The sequence below is a fragment of the Naumannella halotolerans genome (assembly GCF_004364645.1).
Classification (GTDB): domain Bacteria; phylum Actinomycetota; class Actinomycetes; order Propionibacteriales; family Propionibacteriaceae; genus Naumannella; species Naumannella halotolerans.
The window spans coordinates 1449411-1468247 of the sequence record NZ_SOAW01000001.1; the positions used below are offsets into that span (position 1 = coordinate 1449411).

Below are 18837 nucleotides of genomic sequence, written 5' to 3' on the forward strand. Positions count from 1 at the left end.
ACAGTCGCCGGTCTCCCGCGCCGCCCGCCTGCTTGCCTGCCGAACCGATGAGCCTGAGTAACTGATGAATTGCGCGGCAAAATCCGGACTGCAGTTCCCAAGCCACTGCATCTGTGACAGGGTTGTGGAGCCGCGAGGATGTGGGAAGACGTCTCCACGTCCAGAGTGCACCTGAGCACGTTGCATTCTGGCGGTGTGGAGTACGCGCCCGCGTTCTTCGCAGTATCAGCAAGGAGAAGAAGTTCATGGCACAGGGAACCGTCAAATGGTTCAACGCCGAAAAGGGTTACGGGTTCATCGCCATTGATGGCGGCGGACCGGACGTGTTCGTTCACTACTCAGCGATCGACACCAACGGATTCCGGACGCTTGACGAAGGACAGCGGGTCGAGTTCGAGACCAAGCAGGGTGACAAGGGACCGCAGGCCGACAGCGTGCGCGTCGTCTGATCTCGCACTGAAATCGAAGGGGCGCCGGGTTTTCCCGGCGCCCCTTCTCTGTGCTGACGACCTGCGTTCCGACGACCTGTGTCCGACGAACCGTGTTCCGACGACCTGGGTTCTGACGGCCTGGGTTCTGACGGACACGCGGCCCGACGCCACACCGCACTTCAGGGGCGGTCCGTCCCGGCCGCGTGCTGCCAGCCGAGGATCCCGCCCTCGAGATGCTCGACATCGGTACGGCCGGCCCGCCGCAGTCGCTGCAGCACCGCTGCCGAACGGGCACCGGAGCGGCAGTACAGGACCAGCCGCCCGGCAGGCAGCGCCGCCTCCTCGGAGTCGAGCAGTGATTTCGGCACGGTGATCGAACCCTCGATCTGCGACACCGCAACCTCGGCGGGTTCACGCAGATCCACCAGGGCGAATTCCTGCCTCCCGGCCTCCCGCTCCGCCAGCAACTGCCGCAGCTCCCGGACCGAGATCCCCGCCTCCTGCGCCGCATCGGTCGTCCCGGTGATCGCTCGCACCTCGCCGATCCGGGCGTCCTCACCGCAGATCGGGCAGTCGGGATCGGCCGCGACCGGCAGCGTCTGCCACTGCTGGGTGAGCGCATCGTGGATCAGCAGCCGGCCGAGCAGCGGCTCCCCCATCCCGGTGATCAACTTCATCGCCTCCGTGGCCTGTACCGTGCCGATCACCCCCGGGAGCACACCGAGCACCCCTCCCTCGGCGCAGCTGGGGATCTCACCTGCTGCCGGCGGGGTCGGGAAGACACAGCGATAACACGGTCCGTGTCCTGCCCAGAAGACGCTGACCTGGCCGTCGCTGCGCAGGATCGAGGCCCAGACCGCGGGTTTGCCGGCCAGTACGCAGGCGTCGTTGACCAGGTACCGGGCGGCGAAGTTGTCGGTCCCGTCGACCACCAGGTCGTACCCGTCGACGACCGCGGCGGCATTGGTGGCGGTGAACGCCTCGTCATGGGCGATCACCGTGACCAGGGGATTCAGGGCGGCCATCCGGGCGGCCGCCGAGTCGACCTTCGCGGTCCCCACCGCCTGGGTGCTGTGGATGATCTGGCGGTGCAGATTCGTGGTGTCCACCCGATCGGCGTCGATCACCCCGATGGTTCCGACACCGGCCGCGGCCAGGTAGGCCAGCACCGGCGATCCGAGACCTCCGGCCCCGACCACCAGCACCCGCGCGGCCTTCAACCGGCGTTGTCCCTCCACCCCCAACTCGGGCATCAGCAGTTGCCGGTCGTAGCGGACCAGTTCGTCGGCGGTCAGCTCGGGACCGGGCTGGACCAAGGGGTGCATAGCTGCAACCTAGCGCGGTCCCGCACGCCCGGGTTCGCGCAGCGGCGACAGGGGCACGGCATGCTTGGGCCATGGCCCGTTCCGAGACGCTGACCGAGATCGACGGCCACCGGTTGTCGTTGAGCAACCTGGACAAGGTGCTCTACCCGGAGACCGGATTCACCAAGGCCGAGGTGATCTCCTACTACCTGCAGATCGCCCCGGTGCTGTTGCCGCACCTCCACCGTCGCCCGATCACCCGACTGCGCTTCCCCGACGGAGTGGAGGGATTCAGCTTCTACGAGAAGAACGCCCCGGCCGGTACGCCGGACTGGGTGCCCACCTGCACGGTGCGCGGCTCCGAGGGACCGATCGGGTACGTCCTCGCCGACGGCCCGGCGAGCCTGGTCTGGCTGGCCAATCTGGCCGCACTGGAGTTGCACGTACCGCAGTGGCAGCTGCCCGAGACGGTCGACGAGGTCACCCTGCCCGAGGCGCTCGCCACCGACCCCGACCCCTCGGCCGGCGGCCCGCCGCTGCACGACCGGCTGGTGGTCGACCTCGATCCGGGTGAGGGCATGACCATGATCGAACTCGCCCGGGCCGCCCTGCTCACCGCCGGTGCACTGGCCGCCGACGGTCTGGTCCCCAGTTGCCGGACCACCGGCAGCAAGGGTCTGCAGGTGGCGGCAGCGATCGCCCCGACCGACGGGCAGCGGGCCCGCGACTACGTCCGCGAGCTGGCTGCGGCGATGGTCCGACAGCACCCGAAGCTGTTCGTCGATCAGATGGCCAAGGCCGTCCGCGACCAACGGATCTTCCTCGATTACAACCAGAATCAGACCTTCCGGAACACGATCGCCCCGTACTCGCTGCGGGGACGGGCCGAGCCCCGGGTCGCCACGCCCGTCACCTGGGACGAGGTTGCCGCCGTGGACACCCCGGAGGCTCTACGATTCGGCCCAGAAGAGGTTTTGCGGCGCGTGGCGAAATCCGGGGATCTTGCTCATGACCTGCTCGACCCCGATCCCCCCAGCCTGCCCGCCTGAGCGATAGGGTGCGGGGAATGGACGAGACGGTGGAGGATCCGGACGCCTACGAGCGCCCGTCACAGCGCACCCGCCTGCCGCGCGAGCAGCGACGCCAGCAGTTGCTCGAGGTCGCCGGCGCGGTCTTCTCCACCAAGGGCTACCACGCGACGGTGATGGACGACATCGCCGAGGCAGCCGGTGTCTCGAAGCCGGTGCTCTACCAGCACTTCCCCTCCAAGCTGGAGCTCTACTTCGCCCTGCTGGACAGCTCGGCCGAACAGGTGATCTCCATGATCAGCCTGGAGATGCAGTCGACCGAGGACAATGCCGAACGGGTGACCTCGGCGATCTCGGCCTTCTTCAACTACGTCAACGACAACCAGGCTTTCCGGTTGATCTTCGAAAGCGACCTGATCCCGGACCCGCAGGTCAGCGACCGCTTCTGGCAGATGCACACCCGGCTGGCCGAGGCCGTCGGTGAGGTGATCGCGATCGACACCCGTCTGCCCGCCGAGGAGGGAAGGTTGCTCGGCGTCTCCCTGGTCGGCATGGCCCAGGTCGGTGCCCGCTACTGGGTGAACGAGGAGTCCGGGATCTCCCGGGAACGGGCGATCGAACTGCTCAGCACCCTGGCCTGGCGCGGGATCCGTGGTTTCCCGCGGGTACGCACGAGCGCCTGATCTGGCTGCGGTCCGGTTCAGGACCGATACCGGTGCCCGATGACTCCCGCGCCCACTAGATTGTCCTGCGAATGTCGGCGGCCCCCGGGGTCGGCGAGCTGGTGATCCAACCAACGGGAGGCATCCGATGACGCAATACCCCGAACAGCCCGCAGCCGCGGCCGCCGCAGCGCCGGCACCGCTGGCCCCGCCCGCCGGTATGCCGGCTGCGTCGCTGAGCCTGGAGGCACCTGCGCCGATCGCCCAGGTGGTCGAGACCCAGGCACCGAAGATGGCTCCCCCGGTCAGCGCCGAGCAGGTGCCGGTGCTGGAGGCGAAGGTCGAGGCGTTCGTCGCCGCGATCGGCCAGGCACAGCCCAAGTCGCCGGAGATGGACGCCCAGGCTGCCGCCGTCCGCTCGATGGGAGATGCCGACATCCGCCGTGCCGCCGAGACCTCCAACCGGTTGTTGAAGCGGCCGGTGAAGGAGATGGACGAAGGCGCCCTGAGCGGAAACTCCCAGGTCGGCAAGACCCTGCTCGACCTGCGGCGGACCATCGAGGACCTCGATCCCTCGCAGGCCACCGGCACCCGCAAACTGCTCGGCATCCTGCCCTTCGGGGACAAGATCGTCGACTACTTCCGCCGATATCAGGACGCCGAGAAGCACCTCAACGGAATTCTGCACTCCTTGCAGAACGGCCGCGACGAGTTGGCCAAGGACAATGTCGCGCTGAACATGGAGAAGCAGAACCTGTGGCAGGCCATGGGCCGGCTGAACCAGTACATCTACATCGCCGAACGGCTCGATGCCCGGATCTCCGAACAGATCTCGGCACTGGAGCTGTCCGATCCCGAACGAGCCAAGACCTTGTCGGCCGATGTCTTGTTCTACGTCCGGCAGAAGCACCAGGATCTGCTCACCCAACTGGCGGTCTCGATCCAGAGCTATCTGGCGATCGACATCATCATCAAGAACAACATCGAGTTGATGAAGGGTGTCGACCGGGCCTCCACGACCACCGTCTCGGCGCTGCGGACCGCGATCATCGTCTCCCAGGCATTGACCAACCAGGAACTGGTGCTGAACCAGATCAGTGCCCTGAACACGACCACCTCCGGCCTGATCCAGCGCACCTCCGAACAGCTCAAGATCAACTCGGCGAAGATCCATGAGGGCGCGGCCTCGGCGACCATCGGCCTGCCGCAGCTGCAGGCGGCATTCCAGAACATCTACGACACGATGGATTCGATCGACGACTTCAAGGCCCGGGCACTGGACTCGATGGGGCAGACGATCACCGTGCTGCGCCATGAGGTGGAGAAGTCCGAGGCCTATCTGGCGCGGGTCGCCCAGCACGACGAACGGTTGGCCGCCGGTGCCCTCGATGTCGAGGGCGGCGGTCCGGACCGGAGTGGAATCTGACTCCATGGGTTTTCTGGACTGGGTCGCTCGGGTCAACGAACGACTGGAACCGGAGACGGTGGACACCCCTGTCGTACCGACCGACGACGACATCGCGAACGCCCTGGACCGGACCGAGGAGCTGGCCCGCGACGCCCAGCTGCCGCCGCTGGTCCTGGCCCGGGTGGGTCGGGTGACCGAGTTGGTACGCGCCACGCTGCCGCGGTTGCGGAGCACCGGGCTGAACACGTCGGACTCCTATGCCGTGATGGCCACTGCCACCGACTACCTGCCGGAGGCGCTGAACGCCTACCTGCGGTTGCCCCGGGACTGGGCGAACTCCCGCCCGGTGGAGGGGGGCAAGACCTCCCTGATGCTGCTGGTCGACCAGTTGGACCTGCTCGGTGCCACCATGGCCAAGATCCTGGACGCGGTCGCCCGGACCGATGCTGCGGCGTTGATCGCCCACGGGCGCTTCCTCACCGAACGTTTCGGAGGCACCGCGCCCACCCGCACCGCCGAACCGGCGCGGCCCCGCAGCTCCAATCCGCTCGACCTGGAGGGACCATGACCGACGACCCCGGCCATACCGATACCGATGCCGGAGCAGGGGCCGATTCCCCGGCTCTGCCGGATCTGGCCTCGGCGATCGCCGAGGCCGCCACAGTGGCCGGATCGGCCGGTCTGCCCAGCGCAGCGGCCCGCACCGAGGCGAGCCGACTGGCGGCCACCGTCGCCGAACCGTCGGCCGAGGCCTTCGAGGAGTGGGCACGGGAGACCGGCAGCCCGGTCGACGCAGACGTCTTCCTCTCCGCGGCCCGCCGGGGGCGGCGCTGGCGGGGTGCCCCGACCACCTTGTTGGACCAGTTGATCGCCGCCCGTTCCCCGCTGGCAGGCAGCTACGCCCGGGCCCTGGCGCAGGTGTGCATCGTCGCGGCGGGCCTGGGTACGCCGAACCAGCGCACTCTCGGCAATGCCTCGGCCGCGGCAGCGGCGCAACTGGCCGCGGTCGCTGCCAGCGACCGGCTGCACGACCCGCAGCACTCCCCGGCAGCGCCGTCGGATCCGATCACCGGTGAAGCCGCCGGTGCCGGGTCGCTCGCCGCAGAGGAATCTCCGGTCCGCGCATTCGCCCGCCGGGCACCGGCGCTGCTGACCGAGATGTTGGCCCGGATCGGCCGGCCGCAGCCGCATCCGACCCCGATCGGCAGTGGCTCCTGGTTGGACCTGGACAGCGATCTGCCACTCACCCCGGGCGCCTTCGACCTGACCGGAACCCGAGCCGCCGAGCCGGCCCCGGTGAGTGGGTCCGTCACTTCGGCCCCGCCGGCCCCGGACACCCAGCAGGTGGCCGCCGGCGATGACCCGGCCGACGACACCCGGGCGACCCGGGACCGAGCGGCAGGTACCCCGGAACCCGCCTCCGAGACCGCCGAGGCCGAGGCGGATCCGCGCACGGTCGAGGAGCTGCTCGCCGAGTTGGACGAACTGGTCGGACTCAACACGGTGAAGGCGGAGATCCATCGGCAGGCCGCGGTGCTGCGGGTCGAGGGCCTGCGCGCCGAGGCCGGGTTGAACCAGCCCACGATCACCCGGCACCTGGTCTTCGTCGGCAACCCCGGCACCGGCAAGACCACCGTCGCCCGGCTGGTCGCCGGGATCTACAAGGCCCTCGGGCTGCTCAGCAAGGGACACCTGGTGGAGGTCGACCGTTCCGAACTGGTCGCCGGTTATCTCGGGCAGACCGCCATCAAGACCGCCGAGGTGGTCGAATCGGCCGCCGGTGGGGTGTTGTTCATCGACGAGGCCTATTCGCTGACCGGTGACCAGTACGGCCAGGAGGCGGTCGACACCTTGGTGAAGGAGATGGAGGACCGCCGCGACGACCTGGTCGTGATCGTCGCCGGTTACCCGATGCCGATGGCGGTCTTCGTCGGGCAGAACCCCGGCCTGGCCAGCCGTTTCCGTACCACCATCGACTTTGTCGACTACACCGATGCCGAACTGGTGCAGATCTTCGGCCTGCTGGCCGAGGGTGCCGACTACGATCTGGCGCCGGAGACCTCCGAGGCGTTCGCGGCGCTGGTGGCTGCCCAGCAGCGGGGACCGACCTTCGGCAACGCCCGCTTCGCCCGGAACTGCCTGGAGGCGGCGATCGGCCGCCATGCCTGGCGGCTGCGGGATGTGGAGTCGCCCTCGGTGCAGGACCTGCGATTGCTGCTCCCTGAGGATCTGGACCTGGACAGCCCCGGCGACGAGGCGGTCACCGTCCCCAGCGAACTGGTTCCCGAGGTCGAGGTGGTACCGGAGATCGACCTGGTCGACTTCGACTCCCCGACCCCGGCGGTCGGTGCCACGACCGAGAAGGACCAGGTATGAGCCAATTCCCGTCCCCCGACCCGCGTGGGCTGCCCGCACCCGGCCCGGCCGGCCCAGCAGCCGGACCCGCCACCGCAACTGCACCCGCGCCCCGGCAGAGGCAGGCGCCACCGGCCGGTCAGGATGCCGCCACCGAGGCGGCCCGGGCCAACCCACCGACGGCCCGGAAACCGGCACTGAGCACACCTGCCTGGCTCCGCCGGGTGCTGGTGATCGCCGTCACCGCCTGTGCGGTACTGGCCGTCGCCTCGACCGGCCTGTTGGCCTCGGACCGATCCTCGGTCACCGCCCTGCAGGCCAATGTCACCCAGTTGCTGCGCATCCAGTCGATCCAGGCGAGCCTGCTCGACGCCGATGTCGCTGCCACCAATGCCTTCCTCGGCACCGGCGCCGACGATGCCGCACAGCTCGCCATCTACGATGCGGCGATGGCGCGGGCAAGTGCCGAGATCGTCACCGCCGGCCGCGCCCAGCCGGCCGATGCCGAGGCCCTCGCGGCCCTCAACCAGCAGGTGGTGCTCTACGCCGAGGCGATCGAGGCCGCCCGGGTGAACAACCGGCAGGGCTTCCAGGTCGGTACCGCCTACCTCTCCGACGGCAGCGACGCCCTGCGGACGGAGACGATGCCGATCATCCAGCGCCTGCTGGAGGCCAACAACGACCGGATCGACGCCGAGATCTCCAACCTCGGCGGTCTCGGCCTGGTGCTGGCGATCCTCGCCCTGGCGGCCCCGGTGACCATGGTGGTCCTGTGGATCCGGCTGGCCCGGCGCTTCCGCCGCTACGTCAACGTACCGTTCGCCGCCGCCACGGTGGCCGCGACCATGGCAGCGGTCACCCTCCTCGCCTCGGTCGGCGCCTCGATGGCCATGGCCCGCGAACTGGCCGACCACGAGGTCGGTGCGCTCAGCCAGGTGTCATCGGCCAAGGGCGCGGCCGCCGATGCCAAGAGCTACGAGTCCTTGCGGCTGATCGAGCAGTCCGCCCGGGACTCCCACGAGGAGTCCTGGGCCGCCTCGGCCGAGGAGGTCGAGTCGCACCTGACCGGTGAGGCGCAGGCCTTGCAGGCACCGTGGCAGGACTACGTGGCAGCCCACCAGGCGATCGTGGAGGCCGACACCGGCGGTGACTGGTCGGCTGCGGTGGAGATCGCCACCACCGGTCAGGACAGTGGGAGCAATGCCCTGTTCGGCCGGTTCATCGACGCGGCGAACGCCCTGGTCGACGAACTGTCGGTACGTGTCGATGCCGAGCTCTCGGCCTCTGCCACCTGGCTCGGGGTGGCCGCCGTGCTCACCGGACTGCTCGGGGTCACCGCAGCCGTACTGGCTGCGGTGGGTGTCAACCAGCGGATGAAGGAGTTCGTGTGAGGACCTCGGTGCTCCATCGTCGTACCGGTCGCAGATCACCGGTCTGGGCTGTGCTGCTGGCCGCACTGGCCCTGCTGTTCACCGCCTGCACCGCCAGCTATGCACCGACCGAACTGCCGCCGACCGCGCCCAGTGAGGAACCCGCGGTGCCCCCGGCCGGTGGCTCGACCTGCCCCGATGCCCTGCGCAGCTACGCCCCCTCCGGTGACCTGCCCACCCCCGGGGAGATGCCGAGCGGGTCGACCATGGCCGAGATCGCCGACCGCGGCCGACTGATCGTCGGGGTCTCCTCCGACACCCGGTTGCTCGGGGCGAGGAACCGGGAGACCGGGCAGATCGAGGGCTTCGACACCGATCTCGCCCGGGACATCGCCGAGGCCATCTTCGACGACCCCGATGCCATCGAGCTACGGGTGATCACGGCCAGCCAGCGGATCCCGCTGCTGGCCGACGGCGAGGTCGACCTGGTCGTCCGCAACTTCACCATCAACTGCGACCGCTGGGAGGAGATCGCGTTCAGCGCCGAGTACTACCGCGCGGGGACGAAGATCCTCGCCGGTCAGTACGCGAACATCTCCGGCCTGGCAGACCTCGCCGACCGGCGCGTCTGCATGCCCAGCGGAACCACCCAGGCCGCCCTGCTCGCAGAACAGGCACCCTCGGCGATCCCGGTCTACGCTGCCAACCACACCCAGTGCCTGCGGCTGTTCCAGACCGACCAGGCCGACGCGATCATCGGCGACGACGCCGTCCTCGCCGGGCTGGCCAGCCAGGATCCGAATGCGGAGGTGATGGACACCGACCCGATCACGCCCGAGCCCTACGGGGTGGGAGTGAATGCCGAGAACGACGACCTGGTCCGGTTCGTCAACGCGGTGCTGGCCGAGCGTGCCGAGGACGGCAGGTGGCAGGACAGCTACGACCGCTGGCTGGCCGAATACCTCGGCCCGGCCTCACCACCCGAGCCCGAGTACGGCAGGTCGGAATGAACCCGCAGGCTCCCGTACCCCCAGGTGCACTCGGCCGCCCGGCCGAGCCCGCCCAGTTGCAGCAGTACCTGAGCGCGATGATCAGCTGGTGTACCGATCGGAAGACCGAGCTCGACGCCCTCGACGAGGCGGTCCTGGCCGAGGACGCGGAGACCCGTACCGCGCTGACCAAGGACATGATGTTGTCCCTGGCGCTGTGGCAGGCGGTCGCGGACCGGCTCGACCTGCTGGAGGCCACCTGGGACTCCGGCAGGGTCGGCCGGGTCGAGCTGGAACGGTTGTCGTCGTTGATCTGGGGCCGTTTGGACGCCACCTTGGACCCGGCGCTGATCGCCGGTGCTGGCCGCGACGACGACCGGGGCACCGGCAACGGCCTGGCCGTCTCCCTGCCCGAGGCCTGCCGACTCTCCGACGCGCTGGCCGCCCAGTTGCGGGCACGGCTGGCCGATGACCCCCAGGTGGACCGCCTGCGCCACCGCCTGCGCGACCTGCGGGCCCAGCTCGAGCGGATCCGGGACCAGATCGCCTGGGAGCCCGCCGAGCTGCAGGCCGCACCCACCCGGGAACTGGCCGCACTGCAGTTGCGCACCGATGACCTGTTCAGCCGTTCCGAGCGTGGCGCGGACATCGGCGGGATGATCGGTCCGGTCGAGATCGAGGCCGCCCGGATGGAGCGTGACCTGATCGTCGGCGGCGCCGAGCGCCGGGCGGGGCGGGCGCTGGTCGAACAGGCAGAGGAGCTGCGCGCCGATCTGCTCGACCGGTCCGCCGCCTTGGCGCAGTTGATCGAGCAGACGGTACGCCGGGTGCAGCCGGCGCCGAAGTACGCACTGCCCGATGTCACCGCCCTCGGCCCGCCGCCGGCAGGCAAACCCGAAGTCACCGCCTACCTGTCCCGGCTGGAGCAGGTGAGCGCGGCGATGCAGGTCGTGCAGCATGCCTACAGCCAGGCACTCGGGGAGCACACCAAACTGCGCAGCGACCTGGCGTCGGTGCAGCGTCGTGCCGCCTCGATCGGGGTGGCCGAGGACCCGACGCTGCTCACCCTGACCGATCTCGCCGAGGAACTGCTGACCTGCAGCCCCTGCCCCCTGCCGCTGACCGGCCGGGTGATCGAGGCCGGTCGCGAGGCTCTCGTGTGGCGTTCCAACCAGAACCCTGTCAGCTCGGATTCAGGAGCCGTGTCATGAAATGCACCCAGCCCGGATGTTCGGGAGACATCGTCGACGGCTACTGCATGATCTGCGGGATGCCCGCAGTGACGACCGGCGGCACCGGTTCGACCGCGCCCGGCGCCACACCGTCACCACTGGACGGTCCGGCGACCCAGCCCTTCGTACCCACCGGGGTCGCCCCTGCCCCACAGCGCGGGCAGTCCGCGAACGCCTGTGCCCGGCCCGGGTGCCCGGGCAGGATCCTGGACGGCTGGTGCGATGTCTGCGGCAGCCCGGCTGCCGCGACCCCGTCCCCGCTGGAATCACCGGTCGGGTCGAGTCGCAGCCAGGGCTCTTCGCGCCTGCAGTCGACCGCCATGGGTTCGGCCCGGATGTCCGGCTCGGGCACCGTCCTCACCCGGCGCAGCGGCGGTTCGCAGCGTCTGCGCGCCTCCAGCCGGATCGGTGCCGGGTTGCTGCGGGTGGATCCGGCGCCGACACAGGATCCGGCCGAGGCGGTGATGGCCAACCCGGTGGTGCCGGAGAACAAGCGCTACTGCCCCAGTTGCGGCAGCCCGGTCGGCCGTTCCCGCGACGGCCGTCCCGGTCGTACCTCGGGGTTCTGTCCGAAGTGTCGCAATCCGTTCTCCTTCGATCCGAAGCTGAAGGCCGGTGACCTGGTCGCCAACCAGTACGAGGTGGCCGGTTGTCTGGCCCATGGCGGCATGGGCTGGATCTATCTGGCGCGGGACAAGAACGTCTCCGACCGCTGGGTGGTGATCAAGGGCCTGTTGAACTCCGGTGACGCCGATGCCCTGGCCGCCGCGATCGCCGAGCAACGGTTCCTGGCCCAGGTCGAGCATCCCTCGATCGTCGAGATCTACAACTTCGTGAACCACGACGGTGCCGGTTACATCGTCATGGAGTACGTCGGCGGGCGCTCGTTGAAGCAGTTGCTGAAGGACCGGATGCGGGAGAACAACGGGGTCTACAACCCGTTGCCGTTGCCGGAGGCGATCGCCTACATCCTGGAGATCCTGCCGGCGATGCAGTACCTGCACGACCTGGGCCTGCTGTACTGCGATTTCAAGCCCGACAACATGATCCAGGTGGGCGACGGCCTGAAGCTGATCGACATGGGAGGCGTCCGGCGGATCGACGACGACGAATCGGCCATCTACGGCACGGTCGGCTACCAGGCCCCCGAGGTGCCGCGGGTCGGGCCCAGCATCGCCTCCGACATCTACACCGTCGGCCGGACGTTGCTGGTGCTGGCTGCGGAGTTCCGCGGCTACCAGACCAGCTGGAAGGACTCGCTGCCCGGTCCGGAGCAGATCCCCCTGCTCGGGCAGCACGACTCCTTCCATCGGTTGCTGCTGAAGGCCTGTGCCCCGACCCCGGCGGACCGCTTCGCCACCGCCGACGAGATGCGTACCCAGTTGTTGGGCCTGCTCCGTGAGGAGGTGGGGCGCTCCACCCCGGGCACTGCGCTGACCTCTGCCCCGTCGGTACTGTTCACCACCCCGCATGTCACCGGCAACACCTTGTCGGACAGGCAGTTGCCGATGCTGCGGGAGGATCCGACCGACCCTCAGTTCGCCTGGCTGGCCAGCATCGACGAAACCGATCCGCGCGAGCGTCTGGCGCTGCTGCGCGCAGCACCGGCCGACAGCCCGGAGGTGCTCCTGGACCGAGCCCGGTGCTGTGTGGACCTCGGTGATTTCGCCGGTGCCGAGCAACAGTGCAGCCTGCTGCTGGACGAGGATCCGTGGGAATGGCGGGCGGTCTGGCTGCAGGGTGTCGTCGCCATGCGGCAGGACAGGTGGGCCGAGGCGCAACAGTGCTTCAACGCCGTCTACGGTCAGGTTCCCGGTGAACTCGCCCCAAAGCTGGCGCTGGGCCTGGCCTGTGAACTGGGTGACCAGCCGCAACTGGCCGAGTCCATGTATCAGATCTGCGCCGCGACCGACGCCTCCTACCTGGTTCCGGCCGCCTTCGGCATCGCCCGACTGCGGGCCCGGGCCGACGACCTGGTCGGCGCTGCGAAGGCTCTGGAGGCGATCCCGCCCACCAGCCGGGCACATGGTGAGGCATCCCAGTTGCGGGCCCGGCACCTGCTGACGATGAGCAATGGGGTGACCGAGCTGCTGGCCGCCGAGGAAGCGGTCGCCGAGACCCAGATGGACCCTACCGACCGGGACAGCTTCATGGCCTCGATCCTGGAGCGGGCGTTGTGGATGGTCCGCAGCAGCGGGCCCGAGAAGGTGACCATCGGTGGCTTCGCCGCCGAGGAGGTCGCCCTGCGCGACGGTCTGGAACAGCGGTACCGGTCCTTGGCCCGGCAGCTCCCTGCCGAGCGGGTCGACTGGGTGGACAAGGCGAATGCGATCAGGAACTGGAGCATGACGTGAGTGAGCCGACCTCGGCATCGCGACTGCAGTGCCCGAGCTGCGGGGCCGAAGTGCAGCCCTACGAGTCGTTCTGCGAGGCCTGCGGGGGTGAACTCGATCCCACCGCCGAACCGCCGGGCGAGTTCGTCGACGACGTACCGGTGCACCTCAGCAGGTCGGTACGGGCGCAGAGTCCGGACCTGGGTTTCGACCAGCAGCGGCGTCCCTGTGCCGAGTGCGGCGCCACCGTGTCCGTCGACGGCTACTGCGAGGTCTGCGGTACGAAGGCGACCCTGCCGCGGGATCATTTCAGCGAATCCCCGGCCGGCTGGCTGGCCGGTACCTCCGATCTCGGACTGCGTCACCAGCGTAACGAGGACGCCATGGCACTGGCCGCCGAGGAGCCTCCGGGTTCGCTGGGTGTGCTGGTGGTCTGCGACGGCGTCTCCACCGCGCCGGACTCCGATGTCGCCTCCCTGGCGGCGGCCCGAGCGGCCCGGGACCTGCTGGTCAGCACCCGGCCGAGCGGGCTGGGGACGGCGGCCTCGGCCAATGCGGCGGCGGTGCAGACCATGGTGGACGCAGCCGCCACCGCCAATGCCGCGGTGGTCGGTTCGTCCACCGTCCCGGTCGATGCCGCCCATGCGCCGTCGTGCACCTTCGTCGCCGCCACGGTGCATGACGGCCTGATCACCTGGGGCAGCCTCGGGGACTCCCGGATCTACTGGATCGCCGACTCCGGTGCGTCGGCGCTGATCACCACCGACGACTCCGTGGCCCAGGCCCGGATCGCCATGGGTGTGGACCGGGCCACCGCCGAGAACGGGCCCGGCGCCCACGCGATCACCAAGTGGCTGGGTGCCGATGCACCGGATCTGTCCCCGCAGACCGGTCAGTTCGCCGCCCCCGGACCGGGGTGGCTGCTGGTCTGCTCCGACGGGTTGTGGAACTACGCGTCCAGTCCGGAGGAGCTGGAACGGGTCTTCGCCGAGGCCGTGCTGGCCGATCCGCCGACCAATCACAACCCGCTGGCACTGTCCCGGCTGCTGGTGGCCTGGGCACGCGACCAGGGCGGGCGCGACAACATCACCGTCGCCCTGGCCCGATTCGGCAACGCACAGTGGCAAGGACCGGTACGGACGACCGGGCAGGCCGAACCCTCACCGCTGGAGTCGGACAGTCCGACCCGCAGCAACCGGCCACCGCACCCGCCGGTCGATAATGTTCCCCCACCAGCGCCCGCGGTTCCCCGGACCGCTCCGGAGCCGGTACCTGCTCGAGCACTGCCAACCGAGGAGACATCGTGACCGAGTTCACCGCAGCCGTCTATCAGAACGAGTTCCTGCCGGCCGGCGGCACCGATGTCCATGCCATCGTCAACCTCAGCTGCACCGGCGCCGGTCAGGCCGGCGCCGGCGGGGGTGCTGCCGGGGAGATCATCGCCGTCGACACCTCGGGTTCGATGGGTTCGGCGAACATGGAGTTGGCCAAGAGGGCCGCTGTCGCCGCAGTGGAGAACATCCACGACGGCACCTGGTTCGCCGTCGTCGCCGGCAACCACCGCGCCTTCCTGGCCTATCCGCGCAACCCCGGCGCGGTGGGCATGGTGCAGATGACCCCGCAGACCCGTTTCGAGGCGATCAACGCGATCGCCACGTTCCGGGCCCAGGGCGGGACCGCCATCGGCTCCTGGCTGAACCTGACCCGGGCGCTGTTCGACTCGGTGCCGAACCTGCCGCAGCGGCATGCGATCATCCTCACCGACGGGGAGAACCACAACGAGACACCGGCTCAGCTGGACGAAGCGATCAATGCCTGTCTCGGATCCTTCCAGGCCGATTGCCGGGGTGTCGGCACCGACTGGAAGGTCAGCGAGGTACGCCGGATCTCCCAGGCCCTGCTCGGCACCGTCGACATCATTCCCCGTCCCGAGGACATGCCCCGGGTGTTCGCCGAACTGGTGCAGCAGTCGATGTCGCGCGGCGTCGCCGATGCGGCGCTGCGGGTGTGGACTCCGCAGGGGGCGCAGGTGTTGTTCTGCCGCCAGGTGCTGCCGCAGGTGGAGGACCTGACCGGACGGGCCAGCCAGGTGAACCCGCTGACCGTCGACTACCCGACGGGTTCGTGGTCCGACGAGTCCCGCGACTACCACGTGGCGGTCCGTCTGGCCGCCCGGGAGCTCGGGCAGGAACAGCTGGCCGCCCGGGTGCAGATCGTGGTCGGTGAACAGACGATGGCCCAGGGGCTGGTGAAGGCCCGCTGGTCCGATGACGACTCGCTGACGGCCCGGATCGACCCGGCCGTCGCCCATTACACCGGGCAGACCGAGTTGGCCGATGCGATCCAGCAGGGACTGGCGGCCAAGGCAGCCGGTCGTACCGACGAGGCGACCACCCGGCTCGGCCGGGCGGTACAGCTGGCTGCGGCCACCGGCAACGAGGAGGCGACCTCGCGTTTGCGGAAGGTGGTCGACATCGACGATCCGGAGACGGGTACCGTTCGTCTCAAGGCGTCGGTCGACAAGGCTGACGAGATGGCGCTGGACACGGCGTCGACCAAGACCACCCGGATCCGAGGCTGATGCCGATGCCCACCTGTCCCGACGGTCACCACAGTTCAGCCGACGACTACTGCGATGTCTGCGGTACGCCGCTGAATGCACCCGCTGCTGCCCCCGCGGCGGCAGCGGAGCCACCGGCCGCTTCGCCGGTGCGTACCTGCCCGCACTGCGGTGCGGAGTCACCGCAGGGTGCGTTGTTCTGCGAGGCCTGTGGTTACGACTTCACCACCGGTACGTTGCCGCGTCCTGCATCGGTGCTCGATCTCGACGCACCAGCCCCGTCGGCCGAGGTGTCGCAGGGGCCTGCGCCCGATCCCTCGCCTGCGGCTCCTCCGCAGCCGGCGGCCCAGGAATCGGCAGCGCAGGACTCGGCACCTCAGCCGGCTTCCGAGTCGGCTCCCGGCCCGCTGGTCCCGCCCGGGCCAGCGACCGATGCCGGGTCGCAGGCCACACCGCCGCGGTCACCGAACGTCTCCCCGGCCGCGCCGGGCCAGCCCTGGGTAGCCGAGCTGTGGATCGACCCGGACTGGTACGCCCTGCAGGAGAGCCCGGATCCGATGCCTTCTCCGGGTCTGCCGCGGCTGGTGACGCTGCGCAACCGGTCGATGCTGATCGGCCGCCCGTCGCGCTCACGCAACATCCATCCTGACCTGGACTGCGATCCCGATGCGGGGATCTCCCGCCGCCACGCACAGCTCACCACCGACGGTTCGCGATGGTGGATCGAGGATCTCGACTCCTCCAACGGGACCTTCGTCGCCGGCATCGCAGAGCCGTTGCCGGAGGAGCCGCTGCGACCGGGGCAACGCCGCGAGATCGGCACCGACGACCGGATCTATCTCGGTGCCTGGACCCGGATCGTGCTCCGTCCGGCACTGCCCGGCGAGACCGGCTGAGGGCTCGTTCCGGTCGGTCGAGCGGTCCGTCGTGACGGACTGAGCTCGTGATCAGGCTGTCTGGATGACTAGGCGCCTGGGCCCGGATCGTCGTCCTTCGGTTGAGACCGACCGAGGGCTCGTTCCGGTCGGTCGAGCGGTCGCCGTGAGGGCGCGAGTTCTCGATGAGGCACCGGGTCGCCCGGCGGGCACCCCACTGCCGGTGGTCGCCTCAGTCGGTCGGTGACTCGGCGCGTCGTATCCCGCGCCGCCGCGGCCGCCCAGCAGGCTCGGGCTTTTCCTCGACGACCTCCCGCGGACTCAGGTCCGGGGCCAGGGCGACCCGTTCGTCGAAGACGAAGCACTCACCATTCCAGTGCGCTCCCCCGACATGCTCGAAGTAGCCGAGAATGCCGCCCTCGAGCTGGTGGGCGTCGATGCCCTGGTCCCGCAGGTGGATCGCGGCCTTTTCACAGCGGATACCCCCGGTGCAGAAGCTGACGACCGTCTTGTCCGCCAGGTCCCCTCGATGTGCCTGCAGCGCCTGCGGGAACTGGGTGAACTTCTCGATCCGCCAGTCCACGGCATTGTCGAAGCTTCCGTGGTCGACCTCGAAGTCGTTGCGGGTGTCCAGCAGCACGACCTCGCGGCCGTCGTCGTCATGGCCCTGGTCGAGCCAGCGACGCAGGGTCTGCGGGGCCACCGCCGGCGCCCTTCCCTCCGCCGGGCGGATGGTCGGGTGGTTCATCCGGATGATCTCGTTCTTGATCTTCACCAGCATCCTGCCGAACGGCTGGGCCTCGTTCCAGCTCTCCTTCGGGGTGAGTGCTGCGAAGCGCGGATCGGTACGCAGGTCGTCGACGTAGCCGCGGACCGCCCCGGGTTCACCGGCCAGGAACAGGTTGATGCCCTCGCCGGCGAGGATGATGGTGCCCTTCAGCTGTGCCCGTACCGCCCGTTCGAGCAGCACCGACCGCAACCGCTCGAGATCGTCGAGCGGGGTGAACAGGTAGGCGGAGATGTTCAGGACGTCGGACACGGCGCACAGCCTAAACGCTGGGCCCGGGCTCTCGTCGCCATCACTCGCCGGGCCCGCATCCGCCCAGGCCTCCACCGCGACCTCGCCCTCCCCAACCCTCGCCCTCTTCGCCCGCTGCCTCCCCCGACGCCTCCGCCTCGACCCGGCACCGAGACACCCGCCGCCCGGTTTTTTCAGCGGTTATGGCCCCCTGATGGCCGATCAGGGGGCCGTTGTCGCTGACGGATTCGTTGCGGCAGCCGCGCGCAGCCCGAACCGACCGCACGGACCCGGCTGGTACGGGAGACGCGGACAGCACCGGCAGGCCGAAGTCGCCGCGGCGGCTGGCCACCACCAGCCAGCCCAGCGCGTACCAGCGCATGATCATCGGCCGACACGGTTGCGCCGTGTGCGAACACCACGGGCCCGGAGCCCTGCACTGTGCAAGGGTGGACACCGAGGACGCTCTTCAGGAGGAACACGTGGAAGTCAAGATCGGAATGCGCCAGGTGGCGCGCGAACTCACCGTCGAGACCGAGGATTCGGCCGACTCGATCCAGCAGGCCTACCAGAAGGCGCTCAAGTCCGGCGAGGCTTTCGAGATCACCGACACCAAGGGTTCGAAGGTGATCGTGCGCGCCGAGCTCGTGGCCTACCTCGACCTGGGCAAGGAGAACCCACGGCGGGTGGGCTTCGGCGCTCTCTGAGCGCATCACGCCATCGAACAGTGAAGGGCTCCCCGGGATCGTCCCGGGGAGCCCTTCACCTGTCGGACCCGGCACCCGCATGGAAACCGGCATCCACGAGCCCACCGGGGTGCACCCGCGTGGACCCCGAATCGATCTATTTCGAGGCCGATCGCAGATCGCCCGGGGTACGGACGGGGAATAGTTCGTCCGACTTGCTCGTTGGACCCAGTGCTGGTGCGGAACGTGTCCCCGGGCCTCACCTATTGCCTTCGCGGAATACCGTTCGGCTGGAACCGCGTCGCGCCACTCGCCGAGAGGCGACGCTCGCACCAGTTCGGCTTGGCCCCGGCGACCTCGAGTCGCCGGGGCTTTGGTCTGTCACGACGCAGTCCTTGGCCGCTGCTCGTCTCATAGGCCCAGTCCTGACGCACCTGGCTTGACCAGTCTGGCTTCGCTGCCCGTCTCGCAGACTCCTGCACTGCCCGGAGGCCACCGTCGGCACAGTCGCAAGGGCGACCCGCCTCTCGGTGTGGATGTGGAGCCGATCGGACACCGCTGGTGTGGCTCCAGTCAGCCGATCTGC

16 protein-coding genes are annotated in these 18837 nt (G+C 69.3%); 14 read left to right on the forward strand and 2 right to left on the reverse strand.

Annotated features, from left to right (window positions below):
- The first annotated feature begins 245 nt into the window (after positions 1 to 245).
- Complete coding sequence (locus CLV29_RS06650; RefSeq protein WP_133754174.1) at positions 246 to 449, forward strand: cold-shock protein; 204 nt, start codon at positions 246 to 248, stop codon at positions 447 to 449.
- A 161-nt stretch (positions 450 to 610) separates the two neighbouring features.
- Here the strand turns inward: CLV29_RS06650 and moeB are convergent, their stop codons facing one another.
- Positions 611 to 1756, reverse strand: coding sequence for a molybdopterin-synthase adenylyltransferase MoeB (gene moeB / locus CLV29_RS06655; RefSeq protein ID WP_133754175.1), 1146 nt, complete (start codon positions 1754 to 1756; stop codon positions 611 to 613).
- A 71-nt stretch (positions 1757 to 1827) separates the two neighbouring features.
- Between moeB and ligD the strand changes: the two genes are divergently transcribed.
- From ligD to CLV29_RS06715, 12 genes are all read left to right on the forward strand, one after another.
- Entirely contained in the window at positions 1828 to 2784 is a 957-nt protein-coding gene (gene ligD, locus CLV29_RS06660) for a non-homologous end-joining DNA ligase (protein ID WP_133754176.1), read from the forward strand.
- A gap of 17 nt (positions 2785 to 2801) precedes the next feature.
- The gene (locus CLV29_RS06665) at positions 2802 to 3446 is read left to right on the forward strand and encodes a TetR/AcrR family transcriptional regulator (RefSeq protein ID WP_133754177.1); all 645 of its coding nucleotides are present in this window, start codon (positions 2802 to 2804) and stop codon (positions 3444 to 3446) included.
- A gap of 127 nt (positions 3447 to 3573) precedes the next feature.
- The gene (locus CLV29_RS06670; protein WP_133754178.1) at positions 3574 to 4851 is read left to right on the forward strand and encodes a toxic anion resistance protein; all 1278 of its coding nucleotides are present in this window, start codon (positions 3574 to 3576) and stop codon (positions 4849 to 4851) included.
- A 4-nt stretch (positions 4852 to 4855) separates the two neighbouring features.
- Positions 4856 to 5401: a hypothetical protein gene (locus CLV29_RS06675; protein ID WP_133754179.1), complete on the forward strand. Its 546-nt coding sequence runs from the start codon at positions 4856 to 4858 to the stop codon at positions 5399 to 5401.
- Positions 5398 to 7209: an AAA family ATPase gene (locus tag CLV29_RS06680; protein ID WP_133754180.1), complete on the forward strand. Its 1812-nt coding sequence runs from the start codon at positions 5398 to 5400 to the stop codon at positions 7207 to 7209. The genes CLV29_RS06675 and CLV29_RS06680 overlap by 4 nt, the downstream gene beginning before the upstream one ends.
- Positions 7206 to 8579, forward strand: coding sequence for a hypothetical protein (locus tag CLV29_RS06685; protein ID WP_133754181.1), 1374 nt, complete (start codon positions 7206 to 7208; stop codon positions 8577 to 8579). Before CLV29_RS06680 ends, CLV29_RS06685 begins: the two co-directional genes overlap by 4 nt.
- Positions 8576 to 9568 carry a glutamate ABC transporter substrate-binding protein gene (locus CLV29_RS06690; RefSeq protein ID WP_243831773.1) on the forward strand — a complete coding sequence of 331 codons (993 nt, stop codon included), beginning with the start codon at positions 8576 to 8578 and terminating at the stop codon, positions 9566 to 9568. Before CLV29_RS06685 ends, CLV29_RS06690 begins: the two co-directional genes overlap by 4 nt.
- Entirely contained in the window at positions 9565 to 10758 is a 1194-nt protein-coding gene (locus CLV29_RS06695) for a hypothetical protein (RefSeq protein WP_133754182.1), read from the forward strand. The genes CLV29_RS06690 and CLV29_RS06695 overlap by 4 nt, the downstream gene beginning before the upstream one ends.
- Complete coding sequence (locus CLV29_RS06700; RefSeq protein ID WP_133754183.1) at positions 10755 to 13133, forward strand: serine/threonine-protein kinase; 2379 nt, start codon at positions 10755 to 10757, stop codon at positions 13131 to 13133. Before CLV29_RS06695 ends, CLV29_RS06700 begins: the two co-directional genes overlap by 4 nt.
- Positions 13130 to 14419 carry a PP2C family protein-serine/threonine phosphatase gene (locus CLV29_RS06705; RefSeq protein ID WP_243831774.1) on the forward strand — a complete coding sequence of 430 codons (1290 nt, stop codon included), beginning with the start codon at positions 13130 to 13132 and terminating at the stop codon, positions 14417 to 14419. The genes CLV29_RS06700 and CLV29_RS06705 overlap by 4 nt, the downstream gene beginning before the upstream one ends.
- Positions 14416 to 15693 (forward strand): vWA domain-containing protein, encoded by a 1278-nt coding sequence (locus CLV29_RS06710; protein ID WP_133754184.1) that lies wholly within the window; start codon positions 14416 to 14418, stop codon positions 15691 to 15693. The genes CLV29_RS06705 and CLV29_RS06710 overlap by 4 nt, the downstream gene beginning before the upstream one ends.
- A 5-nt stretch (positions 15694 to 15698) precedes the next feature.
- A complete protein-coding gene (locus CLV29_RS06715) occupies positions 15699 to 16568 on the forward strand; it encodes an FHA domain-containing protein (RefSeq protein ID WP_133754185.1) in 870 nt (289 codons plus the stop codon).
- Positions 16569 to 16779: 211 nt separating this feature from the next.
- On the opposite strand, the gene CLV29_RS06720 is transcribed toward CLV29_RS06715, so the two are convergent.
- Positions 16780 to 17586, reverse strand: a complete 807-nt coding sequence (locus tag CLV29_RS06720) for a sulfurtransferase (RefSeq protein WP_133754186.1) — start codon at positions 17584 to 17586, stop codon at positions 16780 to 16782.
- Positions 17587 to 18014: 428 nt separating this feature from the next.
- On the opposite strand from CLV29_RS06720, the gene CLV29_RS06725 reads away from it, so the two are divergent.
- Positions 18015 to 18272 carry a DUF3107 domain-containing protein gene (locus CLV29_RS06725; protein WP_243831775.1) on the forward strand — a complete coding sequence of 86 codons (258 nt, stop codon included), beginning with the start codon at positions 18015 to 18017 and terminating at the stop codon, positions 18270 to 18272.
- The last annotated feature ends 565 nt before the right edge of the window (positions 18273 to 18837 follow it).